At 51.6% G+C, this 23,872-nt stretch carries 19 protein-coding genes; 16 read left to right on the forward strand and 3 right to left on the reverse strand.

Features of this window, described 5'->3' with window-relative positions; all coding sequences use genetic code 11:
• Positions 1-2: 2 nt before the first annotated feature.
• Entirely contained in the window at positions 3-1,565 is a 1,563-nt protein-coding gene (locus AC2UZI_RS00675) for an aldehyde dehydrogenase family protein (RefSeq protein ID WP_486941906.1), read from the reverse strand.
• Between the two features lie 229 nt (positions 1,566-1,794).
• Here AC2UZI_RS00675 and AC2UZI_RS00680 point away from each other — a divergent pair, with 229 nt between their 5' ends.
• Both AC2UZI_RS00680 and AC2UZI_RS00685 read left to right on the forward strand, forming a co-directional pair.
• The gene (locus tag AC2UZI_RS00680) at positions 1,795-2,574 is read left to right on the forward strand and encodes an enoyl-CoA hydratase/isomerase family protein (protein WP_486941907.1); all 780 of its coding nucleotides are present in this window, start codon (positions 1,795-1,797) and stop codon (positions 2,572-2,574) included.
• Between the two features lie 52 nt (positions 2,575-2,626).
• Positions 2,627-3,688 (forward strand): ABC transporter substrate-binding protein, encoded by a 1,062-nt coding sequence (locus AC2UZI_RS00685; protein ID WP_486941908.1) that lies wholly within the window; start codon positions 2,627-2,629, stop codon positions 3,686-3,688.
• A gap of 5 nt (positions 3,689-3,693) precedes the next feature.
• On the opposite strand, the gene AC2UZI_RS00690 is transcribed toward AC2UZI_RS00685, so the two are convergent.
• Positions 3,694-4,521 carry an IclR family transcriptional regulator gene (locus tag AC2UZI_RS00690; protein ID WP_486941909.1) on the reverse strand — a complete coding sequence of 276 codons (828 nt, stop codon included), beginning with the start codon at positions 4,519-4,521 and terminating at the stop codon, positions 3,694-3,696.
• Positions 4,522-4,780: 259 nt separating this feature from the next.
• Between AC2UZI_RS00690 and AC2UZI_RS00695 the strand changes: the two genes are divergently transcribed.
• From AC2UZI_RS00695 to AC2UZI_RS00745, 11 genes are all read left to right on the forward strand, one after another.
• A complete protein-coding gene (locus AC2UZI_RS00695; protein ID WP_486941910.1) occupies positions 4,781-5,863 on the forward strand; it encodes an ABC transporter ATP-binding protein in 1,083 nt (360 codons plus the stop codon).
• The gene (locus tag AC2UZI_RS00700) at positions 5,860-7,623 is read left to right on the forward strand and encodes an ABC transporter permease subunit (RefSeq protein WP_486941911.1); all 1,764 of its coding nucleotides are present in this window, start codon (positions 5,860-5,862) and stop codon (positions 7,621-7,623) included. Before AC2UZI_RS00695 ends, AC2UZI_RS00700 begins: the two co-directional genes overlap by 4 nt.
• A gap of 17 nt (positions 7,624-7,640) precedes the next feature.
• Positions 7,641-9,212, forward strand: a complete 1,572-nt coding sequence (locus AC2UZI_RS00705) for a class I adenylate-forming enzyme family protein (RefSeq protein ID WP_486941912.1) — start codon at positions 7,641-7,643, stop codon at positions 9,210-9,212.
• 1 nt (position 9,213) lies between these two features.
• A complete protein-coding gene (locus AC2UZI_RS00710) occupies positions 9,214-10,512 on the forward strand; it encodes an NAD(P)/FAD-dependent oxidoreductase (RefSeq protein WP_486941913.1) in 1,299 nt (432 codons plus the stop codon).
• 16 nt (positions 10,513-10,528) lie between these two features.
• Complete coding sequence (locus AC2UZI_RS00715; RefSeq protein ID WP_486941914.1) at positions 10,529-11,464, forward strand: hypothetical protein; 936 nt, start codon at positions 10,529-10,531, stop codon at positions 11,462-11,464.
• Between the two features lie 18 nt (positions 11,465-11,482).
• Entirely contained in the window at positions 11,483-12,871 is a 1,389-nt protein-coding gene (locus AC2UZI_RS00720; protein WP_486941915.1) for an aminotransferase family protein, read from the forward strand.
• A gap of 111 nt (positions 12,872-12,982) precedes the next feature.
• The gene (locus AC2UZI_RS00725) at positions 12,983-14,521 is read left to right on the forward strand and encodes an ABC transporter substrate-binding protein (protein ID WP_486941916.1); all 1,539 of its coding nucleotides are present in this window, start codon (positions 12,983-12,985) and stop codon (positions 14,519-14,521) included.
• A gap of 21 nt (positions 14,522-14,542) precedes the next feature.
• Positions 14,543-15,460: an ABC transporter permease gene (locus tag AC2UZI_RS00730; protein ID WP_486941917.1), complete on the forward strand. Its 918-nt coding sequence runs from the start codon at positions 14,543-14,545 to the stop codon at positions 15,458-15,460.
• Between the two features lie 2 nt (positions 15,461-15,462).
• Positions 15,463-16,398 (forward strand): ABC transporter permease, encoded by a 936-nt coding sequence (locus tag AC2UZI_RS00735; protein ID WP_486941918.1) that lies wholly within the window; start codon positions 15,463-15,465, stop codon positions 16,396-16,398.
• Positions 16,399-16,413: 15 nt separating this feature from the next.
• Entirely contained in the window at positions 16,414-18,240 is a 1,827-nt protein-coding gene (locus tag AC2UZI_RS00740) for an ABC transporter ATP-binding protein (RefSeq protein WP_486941919.1), read from the forward strand.
• The gene (locus tag AC2UZI_RS00745) at positions 18,237-19,583 is read left to right on the forward strand and encodes a class-II fumarase/aspartase family protein (RefSeq protein WP_486941920.1); all 1,347 of its coding nucleotides are present in this window, start codon (positions 18,237-18,239) and stop codon (positions 19,581-19,583) included. Before AC2UZI_RS00740 ends, AC2UZI_RS00745 begins: the two co-directional genes overlap by 4 nt.
• Positions 19,584-19,609: 26 nt before the next feature.
• On the opposite strand, the gene AC2UZI_RS00750 is transcribed toward AC2UZI_RS00745, so the two are convergent.
• Entirely contained in the window at positions 19,610-20,560 is a 951-nt protein-coding gene (locus AC2UZI_RS00750) for a LysR family transcriptional regulator (RefSeq protein WP_486941921.1), read from the reverse strand.
• A 180-nt stretch (positions 20,561-20,740) separates the two neighbouring features.
• Here AC2UZI_RS00750 and AC2UZI_RS00755 point away from each other — a divergent pair, with 180 nt between their 5' ends.
• The 3 genes from AC2UZI_RS00755 to AC2UZI_RS00765 all read left to right on the forward strand — a co-directional run bounded on the left by AC2UZI_RS00755 (position 20,741) and on the right by AC2UZI_RS00765 (position 23,848).
• The gene (locus tag AC2UZI_RS00755) at positions 20,741-21,643 is read left to right on the forward strand and encodes an alpha/beta fold hydrolase (protein ID WP_486941922.1); all 903 of its coding nucleotides are present in this window, start codon (positions 20,741-20,743) and stop codon (positions 21,641-21,643) included.
• A gap of 54 nt (positions 21,644-21,697) precedes the next feature.
• Positions 21,698-22,744, forward strand: coding sequence for a porin (locus AC2UZI_RS00760; RefSeq protein ID WP_486941923.1), 1,047 nt, complete (start codon positions 21,698-21,700; stop codon positions 22,742-22,744).
• A gap of 162 nt (positions 22,745-22,906) precedes the next feature.
• Positions 22,907-23,848, forward strand: a complete 942-nt coding sequence (locus tag AC2UZI_RS00765) for an aldo/keto reductase (RefSeq protein WP_486941924.1) — start codon at positions 22,907-22,909, stop codon at positions 23,846-23,848.
• The last annotated feature ends 24 nt before the right edge of the window (positions 23,849-23,872 follow it).

A 23,872-nucleotide genomic window follows, 5' to 3' on the forward strand; every position in this document is an offset into this window, starting at 1 on the left:
GACTACATCAAGGTTTGACTTTGCTCGCGCATAAACTGTGTCACGTAATGCGGACCTAAGCCCCCTTTTTGGCTAATGCCAGAACCTTTCCAACCGCAGAAGCTTTGTATGCCTGGCCAAGCTCCAGTGGTGGCGCCATGGGGACGATTCGCATACAAGGCACCCGCTTGGGCATTATCTAAAAACGTCTGCAACTCGTTTTCATCCTTGGTGTAGATCCCCGCCGTCAAACCATACTCCACGGCATTACCTTCAGTCAGAGCCTCGTCAAGCGAATCAATGGTCCGTAACGCAAGAATCGGGGCAAACAACTCATCCTTGGTTAGGGGATCGCCAGCGGGCACCTCGATTAAGGCAGGTAGACGATAGTGACCTTGCTCAAGCGCCGCCGGCATGTCGATTTTTCCACCCTTGATAAGTTGCTTTTGCTCTTTGGCAACGGCGATGACGTGATCGTAACGGTCAACGGCATCTTGATCGTAAAGCGGTCCCATGAACGTCGTGCGATCCTCCGGGTTTCCGATGCGTAAACTTTCTACGAAACGATCAAACTCTTGTAAAAACGCCTCTTTCACACGGCGATCCACATACACTACCGAACATGCGCTGCACTTCTGTCCTTGTAAGCCATAAGCCGAACGGGCCACGCCTTGAGCTGCCGCTTTAATGTCTGCCGATGCCATCACATAAGCTGGGTTTTTGCCACCCATTTCAGCCAGTACCGGCTTGGCATATGAGCTATTAGATAAGGCCCTAAAAATGCTCATGCCCACATCATGCGAGCCTGTAAAAGCAATGCCACTAATGTCAGGATGGGAGGTAAGGCTTTTTCCGGTTTCGTCGTGTCCGGCAACAATGCTGACGGCATCAAGCAGTTTTGCCTCTCGCATGTAACGTACTAATAGATGACCAGTTAAGGCAGAATTCGGGGCGGGTTTAAACACCACGGTATTTCCGCCTAGCAATGCGCCTGTCATCATTCCTACCGATAAGGCTAAGGGAAAATTAAAAGGTGCAATGACACCAAAAACACCGATTGGCCGAAGCACGTTACGCGTTTTCTCGTTCTCAAATGCCTGACGCATCGCGCATGTGTAGCCGTCATTGCGCTCCATCTCATCGCAGTAATAGCGAATCATGTCCAACACCTCTTCCACCTCGCCTAAGGCTTCCGATCTGGATTTTGCCACTTCGGCGATTGCCACCACCGCCAATTCGTACTTGTGCTTCTCAATATGGCTTGCCCACTCGCGTAATCGTTCTACACGCTGCTGCCACGGTGTAGACGACCACTGGGGAAAGGCCTTACGCGCCTGCGCCACAGCCTGCTCAACCGCTTGGGTCGTCGCTGAAACAAAACTTCCCATCACGGTGGTGTTATCAATTGGGCTCTTCACATCGTAGCGATCTCCCAATTCACTTTCCACGCCTCCAATAAGGTTGGGCCAGTGTTGTCCCAACATCGTTTTTTTAATCTGGGGAATTTCTGCATCTAAATAATCGTGAAGCGGTGTTAGGTCTACACCGATATTCGAATACGTGACACGAGGAAAAGTGGTCGTCATTAATGTCTCCAGTGTATGTACGTTGATCAGAAACCCATGCGGGTCGCTGGCAGATAAATTAAACATACTTAGTATTGCTATGCAATATACTAAATCATATAGCTTGACAGAGGTACCGTAAAGCAGCATAGTTTTACTAAATTGAATCATTGATGACGCCGTCTACGCCTTCTTTGTAATAAGCGTCAGCCCTCTTACGTCTTTAGCACTCAATTTTCACGAGGTAACGATGCCCGACTCTTCTGTTCTACGTGAAACCCACGAATCAATCGCCGTTATTACGCTGAACCGGCCGCAAAAACTCAATGCGTGGGACCAAGCCATGCGCGCGCGGCTGTTAAACATTTTTCAAGAAGCGAACACTGACCCTGACATCAAGGCCATTGTGCTAACGGGTGCAGGTGAACGTGCATTTTGTGCAGGTCAGGATCTCAACGAAACCAAAAGCTTCGATGGTGACGCCGGTGAAGCGTGGATTGAGGAATGGGACACCCTGTATTCATCGGTTCGAGCGTTCACTAAACCTTTTGTTGTCGCCCTGAATGGTATTGCCGCCGGATCGGCCTTTCAGCTCTCTCTTTTGGCCGATTTTCGTATCGGTCACGATGCGGTAAAAATGGGGCAACCTGAGATTAATTCAGGCATTGCCAGCACATTAGGCCCTTGGATCATGCGAGAAATTCTGGGCCTCGCACGCACCATTGATCTCACGCTCTCAGGGCGGATGATGGACGCCGAAGAATGCCTTCAACTGGGCATTATCAATCGGTGTGTGCCTCGCGATCAGGTATTGCCCGAAGCCTTACAACTGGCTAAGGAGCTTGCAGCGAAGCCTCCCGTTGCGATGCGTTTAAATAAGCAACGGTTTCGTGAAGTCACCGAAGCAGGATTTCGTGAAGCACTGGCGGCTGGCGCCAAAATTCAACGTGAAGCATATGCTTCTGGTGAGCCCGCCCGCATGATGGAGGCGTTTTTCTCGGTTAGACAGACACAAAAAAAGTCCGTTTAACCTTCACCTCAAAAACAGTGGACACAACTGATAAAAACAGGAGACAGTAACCATGAGCTTTTCACCCTCTCGACGCCACGTATTACGCGCAGGTACCGGTGTGATGTTAGCCAGTGCAATGCCTTTCTCATTTTCCGCCCGGGCCCAATCCAACCAACACATTACCGTTGCTGACCCCGGCGGCGCCTATCAAGAGGCCTTCCGAAAGGCGTTCTATGACCCTTTTGAAAAAGACACGGGCATACGTGTAGTCAGTGCAGCGCGCGCGCCTGAGCCTACCGCCCAAATTAAAGCCATGGTAGAGACCAAGTCTTACACATGGGACGCCTCAATTCTAACGGTGTCAGCACGTGATATTTTGATGGCTCAAGATTTACTTGAACCCTTAAATATTGGTGACGAGGTAACGGCTTCTTTCATACCGGGTGCTTTCACATCGCACTGGTTGGGCACTGACGCCTATGCCACCATCTTTGCTTACCGCACGGATAAATACGGCGATAACGGCCCCCAATCTTGGGCTGATTTCTGGGATGCAGAGAAATTTCCGGGCTTAAGGGCCATGAGCAATAGCCCAATCGATACGCTAGAACAAGCACTCATGGCTGATGGCGTTGCCATGGAAGACCTCTACCCTCTAGACATGGACCGAGCCTTCAAAAGCTTAGATCGCATCAAAGAACACGTTGCCGTTTGGTGGACCGGCGGCGCACAGTCAGCTCACGTTATACAAAGTGGCGAAGTGGATATGGTTGCAAGCTGGAACGGCCGGATGCAAGCCGTTGCCGACGGTGGGGCCCCCATTCGTACCGTATGGACCCAAGGCATTTATGCCGTAGAAGGCTGGGGCATTCTGAAAGGAGGCCCTAAAGTAGACCTCGTGCGTCAGTTTGTTGAATATTGCGCCGACCCCGAACGACAAGCCGCCTATACCGAAATGCTGTCGTACGGACCCACCAATCAAGATGCTTATAATTTTATCGACGCCGAACGTGCCGCCATCTTGCCGACCAACCCTGAGAACTTGAAGCACATGGTTAGTCAGGATACCGCTTGGTGGGCAGAAAACCGAGCCGACGCCGTGCAACGTTTTAATAGTTGGCTGATTTCATAACTGGTCTAGCGACCGCGTCTATTCTGTGAAAAGTGGCCAGGTTGGGAAACCGATCTGGCCGCTGCCACCACCAGACTCGAAAACTTCTCTTCGGCCTGCTCTGGCGTGTAACGTGAACGCGAAACCGATAAGGTAATGGCTGCCACAACTTTGCGGTGCGCATCAAATACGGGGGCAGAAATGGATAGATCGTCATGATAGAACTCTTCAAAAGCCGTTGCGTAGCCACGCGCTTTTGTGACGTCTAATTTTGCCAACAGATCATCCATTTCCCAACATGTGTTGTCGGTAATAGGTTTACGGTCACAGCGTTTTAATACCTCAACCGCTTCTTCACGAGGCGTATAAGCCAGCATCGCGATGCCTGGCGCCGTACAGTAAACCGGCATACGAGTCCCGATGGTGACATCGGTATTAAAAAGGTGCCTGTTCATAAAACGCGTTACAAAAATCACCTCCGTCCCTTCGCGCACAGTGATATTGATAGTCTCTTCAGTTGTTTTACTGAGATGCGTCAAATAGGGCATCGCACGACCAAACAGCTCATTTGCATGAAAGTAACCGTAGCTAAAGTCCAAAACTTTAGGAGCCAATGAAAATCGCCTTGTCTCGGGATCTTTCTCTAAGTAACCCAGCTCTTCCAGCGTGTGAGTGAATCGCTGGACGGTGCTTTTATTCATTCCCGTTGCCGCTTCTAAAGCCGTCAAACCCATCATAGATGTGCTCACACTCAATGCCTCGAGAATGCGAAATGCTTTTTCCACCGAATGCACCATTAGCGGATTTCGAGATGTTTCAGAATTAGGGATTGTCGTTTCAGTTGCTTTGCTCATTGTTGACTCATTAGAAGGGGATTTGTGCAGAGATATACCACAAAAGCATACCTCTTAGTTTATACGTAGTTTATCATCGGCCAAACAAATACATAGTATTGAATAGCAATACTTATATTGTCATAGAAATATCTCATGTGATATATTTAGATGAAAATGTGGAACGAGTTCTCTGCAATGATCTGCTTTTAAGGCCAATAGATTGGTTTTAGCTAGATGTGCACAGAGACCCATACAAAAACAGTTGGAGGAGTCCAAGATGAGCGTTGCCACACCCATCGCTGCCATATCAAAACTAGAAGTCGAAGGTCTAAGTAAGCGTTATGGAGACGCCTTAGCACTTGAACCCACAAGTCTGTCCGTTACGGAAGGAGAGTTTCTAACGCTGCTTGGCCCATCAGGCTCTGGGAAGACAACGCTTCTTATGATGATTTGCGGCTTAGTGCGCCCCACAGCAGGAAAAATTCTGATCGACGGACAAGACGAAACCCATACCCCCGTCCACCAACGTGACATTGGTCTAGTCTTTCAGCATTACGCCTTATTCCCGCATATGACGGTGGGAGAGAACGTAGGCTTTCCGCTAAAAATGCGTGGTGTTCCCAAAAAAGAGCTGCAACAGCGCGTCACTGAAGCGCTTGAAATGGTGAAAATGGCGCACTTAACGCATCGCCTACCGTCGGAGCTATCGGGTGGACAACAGCAACGCGTGGCGTTAGCCCGCTGTTTTGTTTATCAACCTTCCATTATTTTGATGGATGAACCACTGGGCGCACTGGATAAACGTCTACGTCAACACCTACAGATAGAAATCAAAGAATTACACCGACGCACTGGCGCCACGATCATTTACGTCACGCATGACCAAGAAGAAGCGTTGGCCATGTCAGACCGTATCTGTTTGTTGAACGACGCTAAGGTTGAGCAACTGGGCACGCCCCATGAAATTTACGCCGCCCCCAACACCACCTTTGCGGCCGATTTTATCGGTACTTCCAACATCTTCCATGGTGTGGCAACAGGGGGGGAGAATGGCGAGCCCACTCACATCACAACACAGGATCATTCGTTCGCCTTACCCGCACACCGCTTTACTCAAAATGACGACATTGCTCTGGTGGTGCGTCCCGAACACATGCAGCTAAATGATGTTCAACCAAACACCATAGAAGGCATTGTCGTTAACTCCATTTATGCCGGGACGGATACCAAAGTGATCGTTGAGAGTGAGCCTTACGGTTTGCTCACCATTCGCCTTGATGATCGTACACATGTACCCGAGGACGGCACTAAAGTGTGTGTCGGATGGGATCCTCAATGTTCTGTTGTGGTCGCGCCATGAATGCTTCTACTGTTTCCAACTCGCCCGCCCTACGACGACTGGGAATTATTAATCCTGTTTGGCTGGCAGTACCCGCCGTTGTCATACTGATCGTCTTTTTCGTTGTACCCGTTGTTCAACTGCTGGTACTCAGCATCAAAGACGCCACTACATCGGGTTTCACACTTGCTCATTTCGAGCGCATCTTTGCTCAGAACGTCTACATACAGGTGTTGCTGACCACATTGCGTGTTTCGTTGGCCACAGCGGTAGTGTGTGTGGTGGCAGGTTATCCACTCGCTTATTGGGTAGCCAAGATGTCGCCCAGACGAAGAGCTCTGGCTTTATTGCTCATTATGGTGCCGTTCTGGACCAGTTATCTCGTCAAAACTTTCGCCTGGATGCTTGTGCTGGGCAGGATGGGCGTGATTAATCAATTTCTGACCAGTGTAGGGATGGACAGAATACAACTGCTTAACAACGAAACAAGCGTCATGATCGGTATGGTCCACGGCATGCTTCCTCTGGCCGTATTGACCTTAGTGCCCGTGATGACATCCATTGACCAACGTTTAGTGTTTGCGGCCCGCACCTTAGGTGCGCCGCCCGCTCGTGCTTTTTGGTTAATTTATTTTCGGCTTTCTATGCCCGGCGTAGCCTCGGCGGGACTACTGACCTTCTTAACATCGATTGGTTTTTTTATTGTCCCCGCCTTAATGGGTAGCCCCAGAGAAACCTTTTTAGCGCAACTCATTATTACCCAAGTCCAACAAGTGCTTGATTGGGGTTTTGCGGGCGCGCTTTCCGTTTTTCTACTGATTGCTACGGCGGTGGCTTGCTTGTTTTACGACAGGGTCTTCGGCATGTCGAGCTTATCCGGCGTTGCCAGCGAGAAGAAACGCAAGCCCAGCGTACTCAGTGCGTTAAGCACGGTATTTCTGGAGAAGTTTTCCATGGTCGCTCAATTGCTAGCCCGAGTCACTGAGGCTGTGCTTCCTGCCGCAGTGCGTGCCAATGCTCTACATGGCTACTGCTGGCTAGCGATTCTTTTTCTTCTAGCCCCCATACTTATTATTGTTCCGATTTCGTTTACCAGCTCAGATTTTCTTTCTTTCCCGCCCACGGGTTTTAGCCTTCGTTGGTATCAAAACTACTTTAGCTCTGACCTTTGGGTTACTGCCACACTGCGCTCCTTTGGCGTGGCGTTCGCTGCAGCTTTCTTTTCCACTCTTATTGGAGGCTTAGCCGCTTTAGCATTAGCGCGAACCAACTCGCGTTGGAATTGGGTGGCTTACAACATGCTGCTTGCTCCCATGATCGTGCCGCGCATTATTCTGGCCGCTGGCCTGATGTATTTATTCGGCCACATGGGCCTTATAGGCACAGAAAGCGCGCTGGTCATTGGTCATGTGGTCATCGCCATGCCATTCGCCTTTGTCATGTTAGCGGCAGTGCTTAAAGACTATGACCATCGTCTGGATCAAGCGGCAAGCACCTTAGGCGCCAAGCCCTCTTCCGTGCTGCGTTTTATTACCGTTCCGCTACTGCGCGATGGGTTAATTGCCGCCTACTTATTTGCCTTCAATATTTCCTTTGATGAATTGACCATCGCTCTCTTTGTTTCCAGCGGTATGACCACCACGCTGCCAAAACAAATGTGGGACGAAATGTTCCTTCACTTAAACCCCACCATCGCCGCGGCCTCGACCGTCGTATTTATTATCGCAACCACACTGCTTTTATTATCCGAGCGGTTCCGTACCACGCGCCGTACTCATTAATTAACGAGAGCTAAAGTATGTCGTTAACATCCAAGGGTTTTATTCCAGCGCTTTTACATAAAGCGTCTGCTTGCGGTAATGCTACTTTCGTTTCCTTCGAGGGAAGGTCCTATGATTTTGATGAAATAGAACGAGCGTCAAGGGCCTTTGCACAGCGCCTGCGTAAAATGGGCTTGCATCAAGGTGACAGAGTAGCGGTGATGCTTCGTAATTCGCCGGAACTGATCGCCTGCATTTTTGGAGTGGCCCGAGCAGGTCTGGTGTGGGTGCCGATCAACCCCGAGTTACGTTCTAACAGCTTAAAGTACGTGATTGAACACGCCGAGCCCAGTCTACTCATTGCCTGCGACGACTCCCTATCAACGGTGCATCAAAGCCATACTGACCTCAGTCGTTTAACAACCGTCATACTGGATGAAAGCTGGTCGATGGACGCACTACTACAGTGTCAGTGCGCTCCTCTCAATGAGGCCCCGCCCTCGCCAGACTCGCTTTTTTCCATCATGTATACCTCGGGCACCACCGGCCAACCCAAAGGGGTATTAGTCACCCACAAAATGATTTGCTATGCCGCCGAAGCCGCCATACTGCTTGCTGACACGCAAGATGGTGACGTGCTGTATATGTGGGAGCCCATGTTTCATGTGGCTGGGGCTCAAGTTCTTTTTATGCCGCTACGACAAGACTTACGCATCGCGCTCACACCACGCTTTAGCGCGTCTCGCTTCTGGGACGACGTACGCAGCACAGGGGCAACGCATATTCATTATTTAGGGGGCGTGCTGCAAATATTGATGAAGCAGCCACCCTCAGAACACGACCTCAACCATTCGGCCAGAGTCGCCTGGGGCGCGGGTTGTGCCCCAGATATTTGGGAATCATTTCAACAGCGCTTTGGTTTAAGCCTTCGTGAATCTTACGGCATGACTGAAACCTCAAGCATCGCCTCCTTCAATGGCAGCGCTAAAGTTGCCAGCGTCGGCAACGCCGTACCGTGGTTTACTATCCGCGTTCTTGATGCACAAGGACAAGCCGTGCCACCCGGCGAATTAGGGGAAATTGTCGTCACACCTAAAGAGGCGGGTAGTGTGTTTGCAGGTTATTTCCGCAACGAAGAAACCACCCGCGACATACTGCGCAACGGTTCGGTCTACACCAAAGACATCGGCTCTTTTGATGCCGATGGCGATCTGTTTTTCTACGGCCGCATGACCGATAGCATTCGCTATCGCGGAGAAAACGTTTCAGCGTGGGAAATCGAGAGCATTGTCTCCAAACACCCTTCTATTGCGGCATGCGCTGTGATTGGTGTCAAAGCAGAAATTGGAGAGCAAGATATTAAGCTATTCGTTCAGTTTAAGGCCGAAGCCGATACTGCTCTTTCGTTTTATGCACTGTCCCAATGGCTTGAACAACACCTCGCTCCACATCAAAACCCGCGATACATCGAGCGGGTTGACGAGTTTGAACGCACACCCAGTCAACGCATCAAGAAGCACACCTTAAGTACCGCTACCACGCAGAGTTGGGACCGCCTACAGCATCCTTCACTACCATCCAATACAGCACAACAAAAAGCGAAGCTGTGATATGAGTGCATCCCTTAGCCCCCATTTCTCGACTACCCCCTTCTGGGCAGAAGAGGTCACGCCGTTTCAACCCACTCAACACCCCTCGCCTGAGTGCGCCGACGTACTGATTATTGGCGGGGGCTACGCTGGCTTATCTGCCGCCTTAACCCTTGCGCAAGCCGGTTGTAGCGTCGTGGTTTGTGAGGCCGCCCACCTAAGGACCGGGGCCTCGTCCAGCTCTGCCGGCTCGTTAGGCAATATTCCTAAAGCCAAATTGGATGACCTTTCAGCACGATACGGACACAACGATGCCCTACAAATTTACCGTGAAGCCCGTCAAGCCCGCGAGTATGTAGAACAACTGGTTGCCACCTTTAATATCGATTGTGATCTTGAACATAAGGGACGTATTATCGCGGCTCACAGTGCCAAAGCCTTCAAGAAATTTAGCGCTTCGCTTAGCGACATTCAGTCTGTGTGGGGCGAGGTTGCATTGTTAGAGCGCGACGCCCTGACGACAGAGATAGGCTCGACCGCATTTTTCGGTGGCTTGCGTATTACAGATTCTGCCACACTGCAACCCGCCAAATTTCGCATGGGTCTTGCCAAGGCGGCTCAATCAGCCGGTGCACAGATATTGGAGCACCAACGCGTCACGGGACTGCGTCGCATCGACCATCAGTTCGAAATCCAAACACCCACCCTGACGCTTTATGCCAAAAACGTGATCATGGCGACGAACGCTGAAACAGGCCCTGAACTAGAGCTAGGAAAGCAGCTACGAAAACGGATGACTATTGTGCCCGCCTATGCTTTAGTCACCGAAGTGCTATCTGACGACACCATGAAAGCCGTCTTACCACAGTATCGGTCATTCAGCGACACCTACAAACTGCTGCATTATATGGCGCCAGCCGGACGATCTGGCCGCCTTGTGATGAGCGGACGTGCTGGACGAACTGACGGTAACTTGGCGGTAAAAGCCGAACGCATTATGCGCTACTTCAGCACCCGCTTTCCCGCCCTAGCAGACGTTAAGGTTTCACATTGCTGGGGCGGAAGCTTCGCTGTCCCACACGACTGGATCCCACATACAGGCGAAGAGGATGGCCTGCACTACATTCTTGGTTGCAGCGGAACTGGCGTCCCGATGTCTACCTACCTAGGTCATAAGACAGCATTAAAAATACTGAAAATGCCCGATCACGAAACGGCATTTTGTCGATCGATGCCCCCCATTCCTTACTGGCCATTAAATAACTGGCTACTTCCGCTCGCCGCACGCGCCTATACCTTGCGCGACCACTTATTTCGCTGAACTCAGGAGACTTTTCATGCAGATAATCAACCTAGAACAAATTGAGAAACTCGATTGCAGCATCCCTGATCTGGCTCAAGCGCTACGTACCGCCTTTCTTGCTACGGTAGACGGCGGTATCGCATGGAAACCGAAGTCCATGGTGGGAGCAGCCGATGGCACCTTTCTGATGTCCACGTTCTGCTCGTGGGCCGCACAAAATCTAAACGTATTTCATTCGCTTACTGGCGCCACGTACCAAGCCCAAGAGCAAGGCGCACCTGCCTATCAAAGCCTACAACTACTCAGCGCCTATGACAACGCCCAACCCTTAGCGCTTATTGATGGCACCTACACCTCGAAAATGCTGCCAGCAGGCATCACGCATTTAATGACCCCACACCTTGCTATCTCTCGAACTCGTATTGCCACCTTCGTGGGCGCAGGCACACAGGCCAGAGTGAATTTGCGCGCGCTGGACGGCATTCTGCCGATAGACGAGGTGCGAATTATCAGTCGAACGCAAAAGTCGGCTGAAAGCTTTGCCGATTTCGTTCGCGAACGGGGACAAAAAGCAGTGATTATGCAGGCAGGACCTGCCGCTATGGAGGGCGCTGACATCGTTGTCTCGACCATTTCGGCCAGTCAGGGGTTAACGCCCTTTCTTGATCCTGCTTGGGTGACGCCTGGCACCTTTGTCAATGCCGTCGATCTAGGTAGAAGCTGGAAAACCGGATTCTCGGCTTTCGACTATTCCGTTATTGATGATCGCGGGCAAGCGGAAATTCAAGCAAAAGAGGGCCGACTACCGCATACCGGTCCCTTCCACAGCGAAATCGCTGACGTACTTTCTGGCAAGGCAACAGGCCGCACTCAGGATAATCAACGAAGCGTACTGATCCACCCCGGCAATGTCGTGGGCGTCATGGGTATCACCGCACTGCTGTATTCAAGACTGTCGTCTACCACCTAAATTTTGGCAGGTTTAATCATGCATACTAACCCTAGCAGCCAAGCATCAGCCTACGCCTCTCATTATTTAACGCCACGATTTAACTTCAATCGGCCACGTGCTGAGCGGGCTAAAGGTGTTTTTATTTATGACGAGAACGGCCGTGATTATCTGGATGCCTCAGGTGGGGCCATGACCGTCTCTATCGGTCATGGCGTGCCCGAGATTCTGTCTGCCATGCAAGCTCAAGCAGAAAAAATCTGCTTCAGCTACCGTACTCAATTCAGTAATCAGGCGGCAGAAAGTCTAGCCCAAGCCCTTACCAGCCTAGCGCCCAAAGAAATTACCCACGCCTTTTTTGTTAACAGTGGTTCTGAAGGGACCGAACTGGCGATGCGCACCGCCATTCAATACTGGCGAGAACGCGGGCAAGACGAAAAAACCAATGTGTTAGGACAGCGTATTAGTTATCACGGCATGACCATGGGTGCCCTATCCATGTCAGGGCACCCCACGCGACGTAACGATTACGGCAACCTACTGCATCCGTTTAGCCCGGGCCGCCCGCCCTATTTAGACTCTTCTTCAACGCCATCGTCTGAAACAGGCGAGTCGATGGTCGCGCAATGGGAACACATACTTAAGGAATTTGGTGCTAACCAAGTCGCCGCGATTATCGTTGAGCCAATTGTTGGGGCTGCTGGGGGGGTATTGATTCCTCCGGCAGGCTATCTCAAGGCCTTACGCGAACTATGCACCAAGCATGACGTACTACTTATTCTCGATGAGGTCATTACCGGCATGGGTCGTACTGGTACGTGGTTTGCGTGTGAATACGAACACATCGTTCCCGATATCATTGTTACCGCAAAGGGCATGAGCTCGGGTTACACCCCAATGGGCGCTGCTCTTATGCATCATCGCATTGTTGACGTATTACAAGCGGGCTCAGGTCTTGCCCCATCAGGCCACACCTTCAGTGCTAACCCATTAAGCGCAGCAACGTGCTTGGCGGTGGTTAATTACATGCGCCAACATAACATTCTAGAAAATGTACGCGCCAGAGCCACACAACTGGAAGCCGGGTTACACGAACTTTCTGCGCGTTTTGAATGGATGGCAGCCGTACGCGGCAGAGGACTGTTATGGGGTTTTGAGATCGTTACCAACCGCAATGAACTTACGCCCCCCAAACCCGAGCACAAGGCCAACGAGCGTCTTGTAGAACATGCTTTTAATGCAGGGCTTATCATTTACCCTGCCGGCATTGCCCCACGAAACAACGCCCTCATTCTCTGCCCACCGCTAGTGATTTCCGAAGCAGAAACCGACCTTTTGCTAAAGCGCTTAGAGACGGCATTTCAGAGCTTCGAAAAAGACGTCAGCGCTATGCGGCATGGTCTGCGAGGCACGGCGGAACAGCCCTGAACACTCAGTTCTCTAACTTCAATTAATTCGATTGTTCGACCCACTAATTCGAAGTAATCGAATCATGGCATCGGTTAGCATGAGCAATAAGAACTCAATAAAGGAGACATTATGTTCACATTGCTTTTGCGCCGAATGGCCGCAGGCGTAGTCGCTACGACCACCTGCCTTGCGCCTCATGCTTGGGCTTCACCCAAAGATGACACCTTGGTTGTGGCATTCCAACGCGAGGTTGTTAACCTCGATTACCTTTACACCACGTCCCAAGAACATATCATCTTGTCTGATCTCACTGACGATCGTCTGTTTGATATCGACCCCCAAACCGATGAGATTCTTCCCATGCTGGCCGTCTCATATGACTATGTGGATGATGTCACCATCGACATTACGCTGCGAGAAGGTGTGCAGTTTCATAGCGGAGAGCCGTTCAATGCTGACGATGTGGTCTACACCTACAACTGGGTATTGGCTTCTGAAAGCGGTAGCCGCGCGTCAGGCGCGCTTTCTCGCTGGCTAGACCGTGTGGAAAAAACCGGTCCGATGCAAGTCCGTTTTCACCTCAAAGGCGTGTACCCTTTAGCCTTACGTGACATGGCACGACGCATCCCTATTCGCCGTAATCATGCTTATCTTATCAATGACAAAGTCGATCGCGGCGCACAAGCCTTACAGCCTGACGGCTTAGGCCCCTACCGCGTAGTCAACTTTGAGCCCGGACAGCGTGTCGTTTTAGAGCGCTACGACAACTACTATGCGGAAAGCCCCAAAGGCCAACCCGCTATCGGCCGTATTATTGCCCGCACCTTACCCGACTGGGGTACACAACAAGCGGAGCTAATGAGCGGCGGCGTAGATTGGGCTTATGACATGCCCTTGGATGTGGCGCAAAGTATGGCCTCCACGAAAGCCATCAAACACATTTCAGGTCCTAGTTTACGACTAAGCTTTGTAGTTCTCGACGCCTCCGGTGTCACAGGGCCTAATGTACTTAATGACGTACGCGTTCGTCGCGCCGTCAACCATGCGATTAATCGTGAAGCCATCAGTCAGTATTTGGTGGGCGGTGTCTCCGAACCCATTCACACGGCCTGTCATCCCACGCAGTTCGGGTGTGATCAAAACGTGATGAAGTACGACTACAACCCAGACACGGCACGCGAACTGCTTAAAGAAGCGGGCTATAACAATGAGACGATCGATTTATGGGCCTACCGCGAACGCGCCGTGGCCGAAGCCGTCGCCGCTGATTTAACGGCAGCGGGCTTTCGCGTGAATTTACGCTATGGTCAATTAGCCTCACTAGACCAAGCTCGTGCCAATGGTCGTGTTCAATCCTATATCGGCTCCTGGGCTAATGGTGGCACACCCGACACGGCCATGATTGCACGCATCCACTTTTCTAAGACCGATCGCAACCTCGCTCGTGATCCTGAAGTCGAGAAACAAGTAATGCAGGCCGAGCAAACCAACGATAAGCAAGCCCGTCTTGCGGCCTATTCTAAAGCCTTGAATACCATTGCCGAAGAAGCGTACTGGGCCCCATTATTTACCTACTCCGTTAACTACCTCACCTCTCCCCAACTATCTTTCCCTGTCCCGCCAGATGGTTTACCCAGACTGTATCAAGCCAGCTGGACCGAAAACTAAGGAAGGGAAACGGAGATCGTCATGTTACATTTCGCCTTCCGCAGGCTAGGCCTCGCGCTGGCCGTGGCGTTAGCAGTTTCCATCGCTACGTTCGTACTCTTAAACATCGCCACGGACCCCGCTCAGGCAATTGCCGGAGAGAATGCCGAGCCTGAGCTCGTTGCACAAATTCGCGCCGAATACGGCTTTGATCGTCCGCTCATCGAGCAGTATGGAAGCTGGCTAGGAAATGCCGTTCAGGGTGACTTTGGCCGCAGCTACTATTGGCACGACACCGTCGACCGACTTGTGCTCAAGCATGCTCCGGCCACCATTCGCCTTGCTCTGATGTCCTTAGCCATCACCATCTTGATTGCTATTCCGTTGGGAGTGGCAGCGGCGCTACGCCCCAACTCTGCCGTGGACCGAGTGGCCCTAGCAGTCGCCGTTTCAGCGCAAGCAGTTCCCAATTTCTGGCTGGGATTGGTGTTGGTCATTTTGTTTAGCGTAATGCTGCCCATCTTTCCGGTTTCAGGGGATACCACATGGCTGCATTACATATTACCGGCCCTTGTTCTGGGAACGAGCTCAGTGCCTGCGGTCATGCGTTTAACCCGCACGGGACTGATCGAGGTCATGGGGTCCGATTACGTTAGAACCGCTCGTGCTAAAGGCTATCGGGGCTTGCAACTGTTAACTCGACACGCCATACGTAACGCCGTTTTACCCATCGTTAGTGTCTTAGCCGTGCAACTGGGTCAAAAATTTGGTGGCTCTGTGATTGTAGAGTCGATCTTCGCCATCAATGGCTTAGGTCGCCTCACCCTACAGTCCATTTTAGGCAGCGACATTCCGACCGTGCAAATGCTGATCTTTATTTTTGCCATGATTTTCATCTGTATGAATTTCATCGCCGATCTGCTTAATGCCTTGCTCGACCCACGTATTCGGATGAAATGACCATGCAAACAGAAAACTCTCTACGTTCAGGCGCCGACGGGGCAAGCCACGCCGACCCTGAAAGCACCTCCGTCTTGCTCGCTCAACGTCGACAGCTCTTTTGGAAACGCGTACGTGGCCATGTGGGCTTACAGATTGGGGCCGGCATTATTTTCACGCTGTTACTCATCGCTCTGTTCGCACCTTGGCTCGCACCACACGACCCCTATGTGCAGTCCTTAACGCACCGCTTGCTTCCTCCTGTGTGGAGTGAAGGCGGATCGTGGACCTACTTACTCGGTACTGATCAAGTGGGGCGCGACTACTTAAGCCGTCTGATTTACGGCACTCGAATCTCGTTATTAGTGGGGTTCGGGGCGGCGACTGTAGGCTGTGTTATTGGGGTCACCCTTGGCATCTGCGCTGGCTATTTCGGTGGCCGTGTTGATTCGGCTGTCAGTTTCTTACTGACCTGCCAACTTGCTCTACCTGGACTGCTCTTAGCCATGGCACTGGTATTTATTATCGGCCCTTCGCTTTGGGTTGTGATCGGCATTATTGGCGGACTGCATTGGACCTACTACTTAGTGGTGACACGCACCAGCACACTGCGTTTACGGCAACAAGATTTTGTGGCGGCAGCCACCGCTATTGGTAGTAACCGCCGCCAAGTTTTATTTCACGAAATTCTTCCTAATATGCTGAGCTCAATCATCGTGGTGTTCACCTTCGAGGTCGGAATCGCTGTATTAGCAGAGGCTGCTTTGTCATTCTTAGGCGTCGGCGTTCAGCCCCCTACCCCTTCTTGGGGCCTCATGATTGCAGAGGGCAAAGCGGCTGTTTTCTCCACACCCTCGCTGGTGGTGCTGCCGGGCATTGCTCTTTTCTTACTGGTCATCGGTGCCAACCTATTAGGTGATGGTTTACGTGATGTGACCGCTCCTGAAAGACGCAACTAAAGAAGGATAACAACCATGACAGAGCCTCTTTTATCGATCACAGAGTTACATGTACAACTTCCCACTAGCGTTGGCATGCTGCACGCTGTGCGGGGAATTGACCTTAGGCTAAACAAAGGCGAAGCCCTAGGCATCGTGGGCGAATCCGGCTCAGGTAAGTCCATGTCCGCGCTTGCCTTGATGAGACTACTGCCTACCGGTGCTCAAGTCAGTGCCTCCTCGATGGAGTATGAGCAAAACAACTTGCTCACCCTGCCTGAATCTACCTTCGCAAAAACAATTGCTGGGCGCGGCATCGCCATGATTTTCCAAGAACCCATGACCTCACTCAATCCCGTCTACACGATTGAGCGTCAAATGACCGAGTTGATGATTCTTGATGGCGCTACACCGGCTCAAGCACGTGAGCGTGCCTTGTATTTACTGGACCGTGTACGCCTACCCGACCCGATACAACGCCTATCCAGTTATCCACATCAGTTATCGGGCGGCCAGCGCCAGCGAGTCATGATCGCCATGGCCTTAATGACCAATCCGCAATTACTCATTGCTGATGAACCAACCACCGCACTGGACGTTACCGTACAAGCTCAAATTCTGGATCTATTAAGCGAGTTGCGTGCCGAGTTTGGCATGGCGATGATACTCATTACTCATGACCTTGCTGTGGTCGCCAATTCGGTGGATCGCGTCATGGTGATGTACGGAGGTGAAGCTCTGGAAAGCGGCCCCACTCGACAAGTGCTGCAGAACCCTCAGCATCCCTACACACGCGGATTACTCGGTTGCGCCCCCGATCAAGCTGGGCGTCATGGACGCCTGCGCGCCATTCCCGGCATTGTCCCCTCATTGACTCAACCGTGGACAGGCTGCATCTTCGCGCCGCGATGTTCGCACGCAGTCAGCGACTGTAGCGCGCAAGCCCCTGATAAAACAGCACGAGCACCCGACGGCTGGGTACGATGTTTTCACCCTCAAACCGAAACAGAGCCCGTCTTGCCAAGCACCGTTATCTCAACGCAAAAGCAAGATGCCGAGCTCGTCCCGATACTTACTGCCAAGCACATCCACCGCACCTTCGTGCAACGCAAAGGCTTCTTTGCTAAGCCCTATACAGTTCAGGCAGTGAAAGACTGTTCACTACACGTAGCCGCTGGGGAAACCTTAGCCGTGGTTGGCGAGTCTGGCTCTGGAAAAAGCACCTTAGCCCGCATTCTTCTCGGTTTGGATACCCCCGATTCGGGCGTGATAGCGCTGGGTGAACATGCTATTGGCAGTCTCACTGCTCGTGAGCGCGCAAGCTGGATTCAACCGGTGTTTCAAGACCCTTATTCATCGCTTAACCCACGCCACACCGTGGGGGACATCATTGCCCGTCCCTTGGTTCTGCATCACACCATCAGCGCCCAAGACGCACAGGAGCAGGCCGCAAAGATGCTATTACGCGTCGGCTTACCGACGCGGGTTTTGAATAACTACCCGAACCAACTTTCAGGCGGACAGCGGCAACGAGTGGCCATCGCTCGAGCCTTAATACTAGAGCCCCGGATGCTACTTTGTGATGAACCCACCTCGGCATTGGATGTCTCTGTGCAGGCGCAAATACTTAACTTACTGCAAAACCTTCAAGAAGAGTTTGGACTGTCCATGTTGTTCATCACCCATGACATCGGCGTCGTCAGAAAAATTGCAGATCGCATTGTCGTCATGAACCAGGGTTGCATCGTGGAAGTCGGCCGTGCCGATCACGTTCTTAACCAACCCTCGCACGCTTACACACAACGCTTACTTCAATCCGTACCTCGACTCGAAACCGCTTTTGCCGGAGACATCACAGCATGATCACAACGGATTTACTTCCTCCCTCTGTCAAAGCACTTTTCTCAACCGAACAAACGTGGCAGTCGTGGTTAGACGTAGAGGCAGCTCTCGCCTTAACGCAAGCCGAACTAGGCATGATTCCGGCCCATTGTGGCCAAGAAATTGCTAAGAAAGCCAACCTTGAGAACCTAGACCTTGAGGCATTGCGCATCGATATCAGTCGTACCATGGCCCCAGTGCTATCAGTGGTCAACGCCTTATCCAGCGTTTGCGAAGACGAGGCTGGCGGCTACGTGCATTGGGGGGGCACAACGCAGAATATTATTTTTACCGGCCGTGTGCTCCAAATGCGCAAGGCTCATAATTTATTGCTGGCTCGTATTGGCCGTTCGCTGGATCGCTTATCGGAAATGGCTCGCCAAGGAGCCGATGTGGTGATGGTGGGACGCACCAATCGCAAACACGCCTTACCCATTACCTTTGGGTTCAAAGTGAGCGGCTGGATAGAAGAGCTAGCTCGTTGCGTTCAACGCCTAGAGCAAGTGGAAGCACGCGCCTTCTCACTTATTTTTGGGGGTGCCATCGGAGCCATGCACACGTTTGGGGCAGACGGAACACGCTTAACTGAGGCCTTAGCAAAACGCCTGCAATTAAGTAACCCTCTCGTGCACTCTCGCAGCATGCTTGATCCATTCTGCGAGTATGTGGTTGCCCTCTCGCTCTTTGGCATGACCTGTTCACGCATCGGCAACGAGCTTTATCAGTTGATGAGTGAAGAGCTTGGTGAAGTCGCCGAATACTTACCCGAAAGCGTGGTAGGTAGCAGCACCATGCCACATAAAAACAATCCTAAATATGTGGTCACCCTAATTGCACAAGCGGCACGCTTACGTGCCATGGCAGCCCCAGCCCTTGAGGCGGGACAACCCAGTCACGAAGGTGACGCGGCCTGTAACCAGCAGCTGTACGCACTGATTGATGATGCTTGCCCGCTAGCTTACGATCTGGCTGTTAGGTTAGAGCAACTGCTGAACTTATTGCGTTTTGATCCGGCACGAATGGGCCATAATCTCTCACTGTCTAGCGATGTGATTGCCTCAGAACGTTTAATGATGGTGCTTGCCACAAAAATTGGTCGGCAACACGCACACGATAAGGTGCACGCTGCGATTCGAGAAAGCTTAAAACGAGAAGTACCCTTAGCGGCATTGCTGATCGAAGACCCACAAGTGAACGAGCACTTCTTAAAGACAGATTTGGTCGACGCCTTAGACCCAGCGCAATACACAGGCAATAGCCATGAAATCGCTGGTCGTGCGGCAAATCTGGCCCAATCCCTTGCGTATCGCCTCAGCTTTAGATAGCAAGCGTCACGCAATTGTCGGTTAACTTAATCCTGCTGAGTCTGCGGACTTAGCAGGCGAAAGCTTGATGCCGCCTCGCTGTTTTCACGGCATAACCGACTGACATAACTACGTAAGCTCGCAATAAATAAATCAGCCATCGGTGGGCGACCACCCGGTGGAAAAATACACGCATAGGTAACCCAGCGCTCGGGCTGGATAGGGCGCAATATCAGATCATCATCAAGATCTAAACGAGCACAGGTGCGATCCATTAGCGAAATACCATTTCCATCACGCACAAGCTGGTGCACCATCATGGTAGAAGTCGTTTCAATGACAACACGCGGTCGCGCCCCAGCCACAGCAAAAACTTCGTCTAAACGTCGACGCCAAAGCTGATGCGGAAGTAATGCAACAAAGTCTTCATCTAATAAATCATCAGGATGCACGCAGTCTTTACTTGCCAATCGATGGGTACGAGGCAACAACACTTCGACACGTGCTTGTAATACGGGCTCGATTTGTAAATCGACAATGGCATTGGTAATGGGTAAGGACACCACCCCTAAGTTATAGCGACGACGTGCCACTTTGTTTTCAATTTCAAAGCGCCCTTCGATATGAACACGACAATCAAAATCCTGACGCTGCTTACGCATGTCGCTAATAGCGGGTGATACCAAACAGGTGCCTAACGGGGCAGAAGTGACCAACGTAAAGTCATCACGGATTTTGTCGCGTATGTTCGCTGCAATACGGGGTAATTCATCCACCCCTAACAGAATCTGTTCGACTTCGCGAAAAAACACCTCGCCTTCCGGCGTCAAGAGAAGACGTCGACGCGCCCGAGTGAAAAGCTTTAGATTTAGCCTTTCTTCAAGTAAAGAGATGAGGCGACTGGCTGCCGACTGACTAATGTGCAACTGGTCAGCCGCACTTGCCAATGAGCCGTGCAGCACAATCAAGCGAAAGAGGCGCAGCGATTTCAAGTTCATGGCAGGGGCTTGCAACCTAAAATAGTGACATCAGTAGCGGGGGCAAGCTAACTTGCGTAAATTCGATCTATTCATCATGTAATTCGAATAATCGAAGCAGTCGTCGCGCCTACCATAACATAAGTGCATCGTTCAAACAATATACCGACTACATGCATAGAACATAAAGAAGGAGACATCATGAAACGTTCCGTTTGGACATCGGTGGCGTTGCTTTCCTGTATGGCAACAGCACAGGCAGCCCTACCCTCTGGCGCAGGAGACTATGTATTTCGCGACGCCAGTGGAGCCGAGATACCCGTTTATTACTACACCCCTGAAACACAGCAAAAAGACGCGCCCGTAGTCGTGGTGCTACATGGCTTAAAGCGTGATGCGGAGCAATATCGTGACGCATGGATTGACGCTGCCGCACGCTACGGCTTAACCGTTTTAGCCCCCACCTTTACCCGAGACCTATACCCCGGCGCCAACGGATACCACCTCGGCAACGTTTTTCACGCGGTAAGCGATGACGAACTACGAGGCCGCACAAAGCCAGAGAAAGTTAACCCCAAAGCAAACTGGAGCTTCACCCTACCGGATGCTGTTTTCGACGACTACAAAAAACGGCAAGCGACAAACGAGCAAGGCTATACCCTGTACGGCCACGGAGCAGGAGCCCAATTTGCTCACCGCTATGCGCTTTTTTACCCCACGTCTTCAGCCTGTCAGATTATCGCTGCCAACTCCGGTTGGTACACCTTCCCCGATCGCTCGATTGAATGGCCTTACGGTCTAAGCGAGGTCGCCATTCTTGACGACAATGCAATCGATGCCGCACTAAAAGCACCATTGCATTTACTGTTGGGTACGGATGATACAGCGCGCACGGGTGTGCTTCGCAAGACTGAAGAGGCTGATGCTCAAGGGTTAAACCGTAAAGTTCGCGGTGAAAACTTTTTTGCTTATACGCAGAAGCTGGCACAAGACCGAGGAATAGATAGCGGCTGGCAACTTAGCTACATTTCCGATGCCGCTCATCAAAACAATCAGATGGCTGATGCCACCGCCGCCATCATCCAAGCCTGCCCCCAATCCTAACAGGCGTGGCAACACGCTTCACGATAAAAAGTATAAACATTAACTGGAGACCACATGGTTATCTCAACAAGAGCGATGTATACGCTCGGTGCTTTATTGACCGCATTAAGCACAACGGCCGTTGCGCAATCACAGAATCAGATTGAACTCTACGGGGTCGTCGACATGGGATTCTTCCATGAACGCGATGATATCAACGGCACCAAAACGGGCGTACGCAGTGGCAACGAGGGTGGGTCCCGTTGGGGCTTACGAGGCTCGGAAGACCTAGGACGAGGATGGAAAGCCACGTTTAGGTTAGAAAGTGGTTTAGATGCGGCCACTGGCACGCTCGGCCAAGGGGATCGATTATTCGGCCGCTGGGCCCATGTGGGCCTAGAAAGCCCCTATGGCGGAATTCGTATTGGACGCCAGTGGTCATTAGGCCGTGAATGGGGGGGCGTTGCTTCACCCTTTGGCATCGGCTGGTCACGCTCTGGAATGAGCACCGCCTTTGGGTATAACGACGGCGATTTTGGCGGAAGTGGTATCGCAGACAATATGGTGATGTACCGCTCACCAACCGTTCATGGGCTACAAGCCGCAGTCGGTTATAGCTTTGAAATTAACGGCGATCAAGTACCGGGAGCATCCAATAACGCTCGCCTGTTAACCAGCGGTATCCGTTATCGAAGTGGCCCCTTACGGTTAGCGTTAACTTACGACCACTCGTATGCCGATAGCAATCGCATCGTAGCGGGTCAACCCGCGTCGAACAGCACGAACTGGCAATTAGGCGGATCGTATAACTTTAAAGTCGCACGTGTTTATGGCGGTATTGGACGTCTTAATCACTCGACCCGAGGACCCGCACGCCTACTTGAAAAAGATGTTGCGTGGACGGCCGGGGTACGTGTGCCGATGGGTCAAGGCTCGGTTCTTGCCTCGTGGCAACAAACGTCGAACTCCGGCATTAAAGCCGCCGCATTAGGCTATCAGCACGTGCTGTCAAAACGCACCGACCTTTACGCCTTTATCAATCGCAGCACCACCCTTGAGCGCGCAACTGGAAACGATACCAAACGCACGCAGTTCAGCGTAGGCATGCGCCACCAATTCTAAATCACGCGCTTCGTAGCGTCGTTAGCTAATCCTAAACCTCAAAACACGGCATTATTTTGATGCCGTGTTTTTTGCGTTCTTGCTACAACTAGAAGCCCAATTTCCATACCAGCTACAATTACCCCTAGGTTCACTCACCGTTTACTACAGGGGTACACCACCATGTCGAAGAGAGCAGTAGGTCGTTCAGGAATTTCCATTTCACCACTCGTATTTGGCGGCAATGTATTTGGTTGGACCGCCGACAAGCAACGCTCTTTCGAGCTACTCGATCGATTCGTTGAGGCGGGTTTTGAAACCATCGACAGTGCCGACATGTACTCGGCATGGGTGCCGGGAAACACCGGCGGTGAGTCTGAAACGATTTTTGGCGAATGGATGAAATCACGCGCTAACCGTGATCGCATGATCGTCATCACCAAAGTCGGCTTGGAAATGCCAAACCAAGGTAAGGGCTTATCCAGCGCGTGGATAGAACAGGCTGTGGAAAACTCACTACGCCGCTTACAGGTGGATTACATCGATGTGTATTTTTCACACATTTTTGACGAAGAAGTGCCCGTAGACGAAACACTAGCCGCCTACGATCGACTGATCAAAGCCGGTAAGGTTCGCACCATTGGCGCCTCTAACCACTCGGCCGAACAGCTCACTCAAGCGCTAAAAGTGGCTACCGATAACGGGTTACCGCGTTATGAAGTCCTGCAACCCGAATACAACCTTTATGACCGTAACAGCTACGAAGGCCCATTGCGTGACCTTGCCATTCGCGAAGAGCTGGGCGTCATCACCTACTTTAGTCTGGCCAGTGGTTTTCTAAGCGGTAAGTATCGCAGCACGCAAGATTTGGATAAAAGCCCGCGTGGTGCAGGCATTGAGCCCTACTTAAACCAGCGTGGTTTAGCCATTCTGGATGCCCTTGATGACATCGCTGCAGCCCACGCCGCTACACCCGCTGAGGTCGCCCTAGCTTGGCTGATGGCACAAAAAGGAGTCAGTGCTCCCATTGCTAGCGCAACCAACCTTGATCAGCTTGAAAGCCTAATTCGCTCAACCCAACTTAGCCTTTCTCACGAAGAGCTTAAGCGTCTGACTATTGATTAATGGGCCACAACAGGCCCAGTTAGC

Source organism: Paenalcaligenes sp. DL 463 (assembly GCF_057475185.1).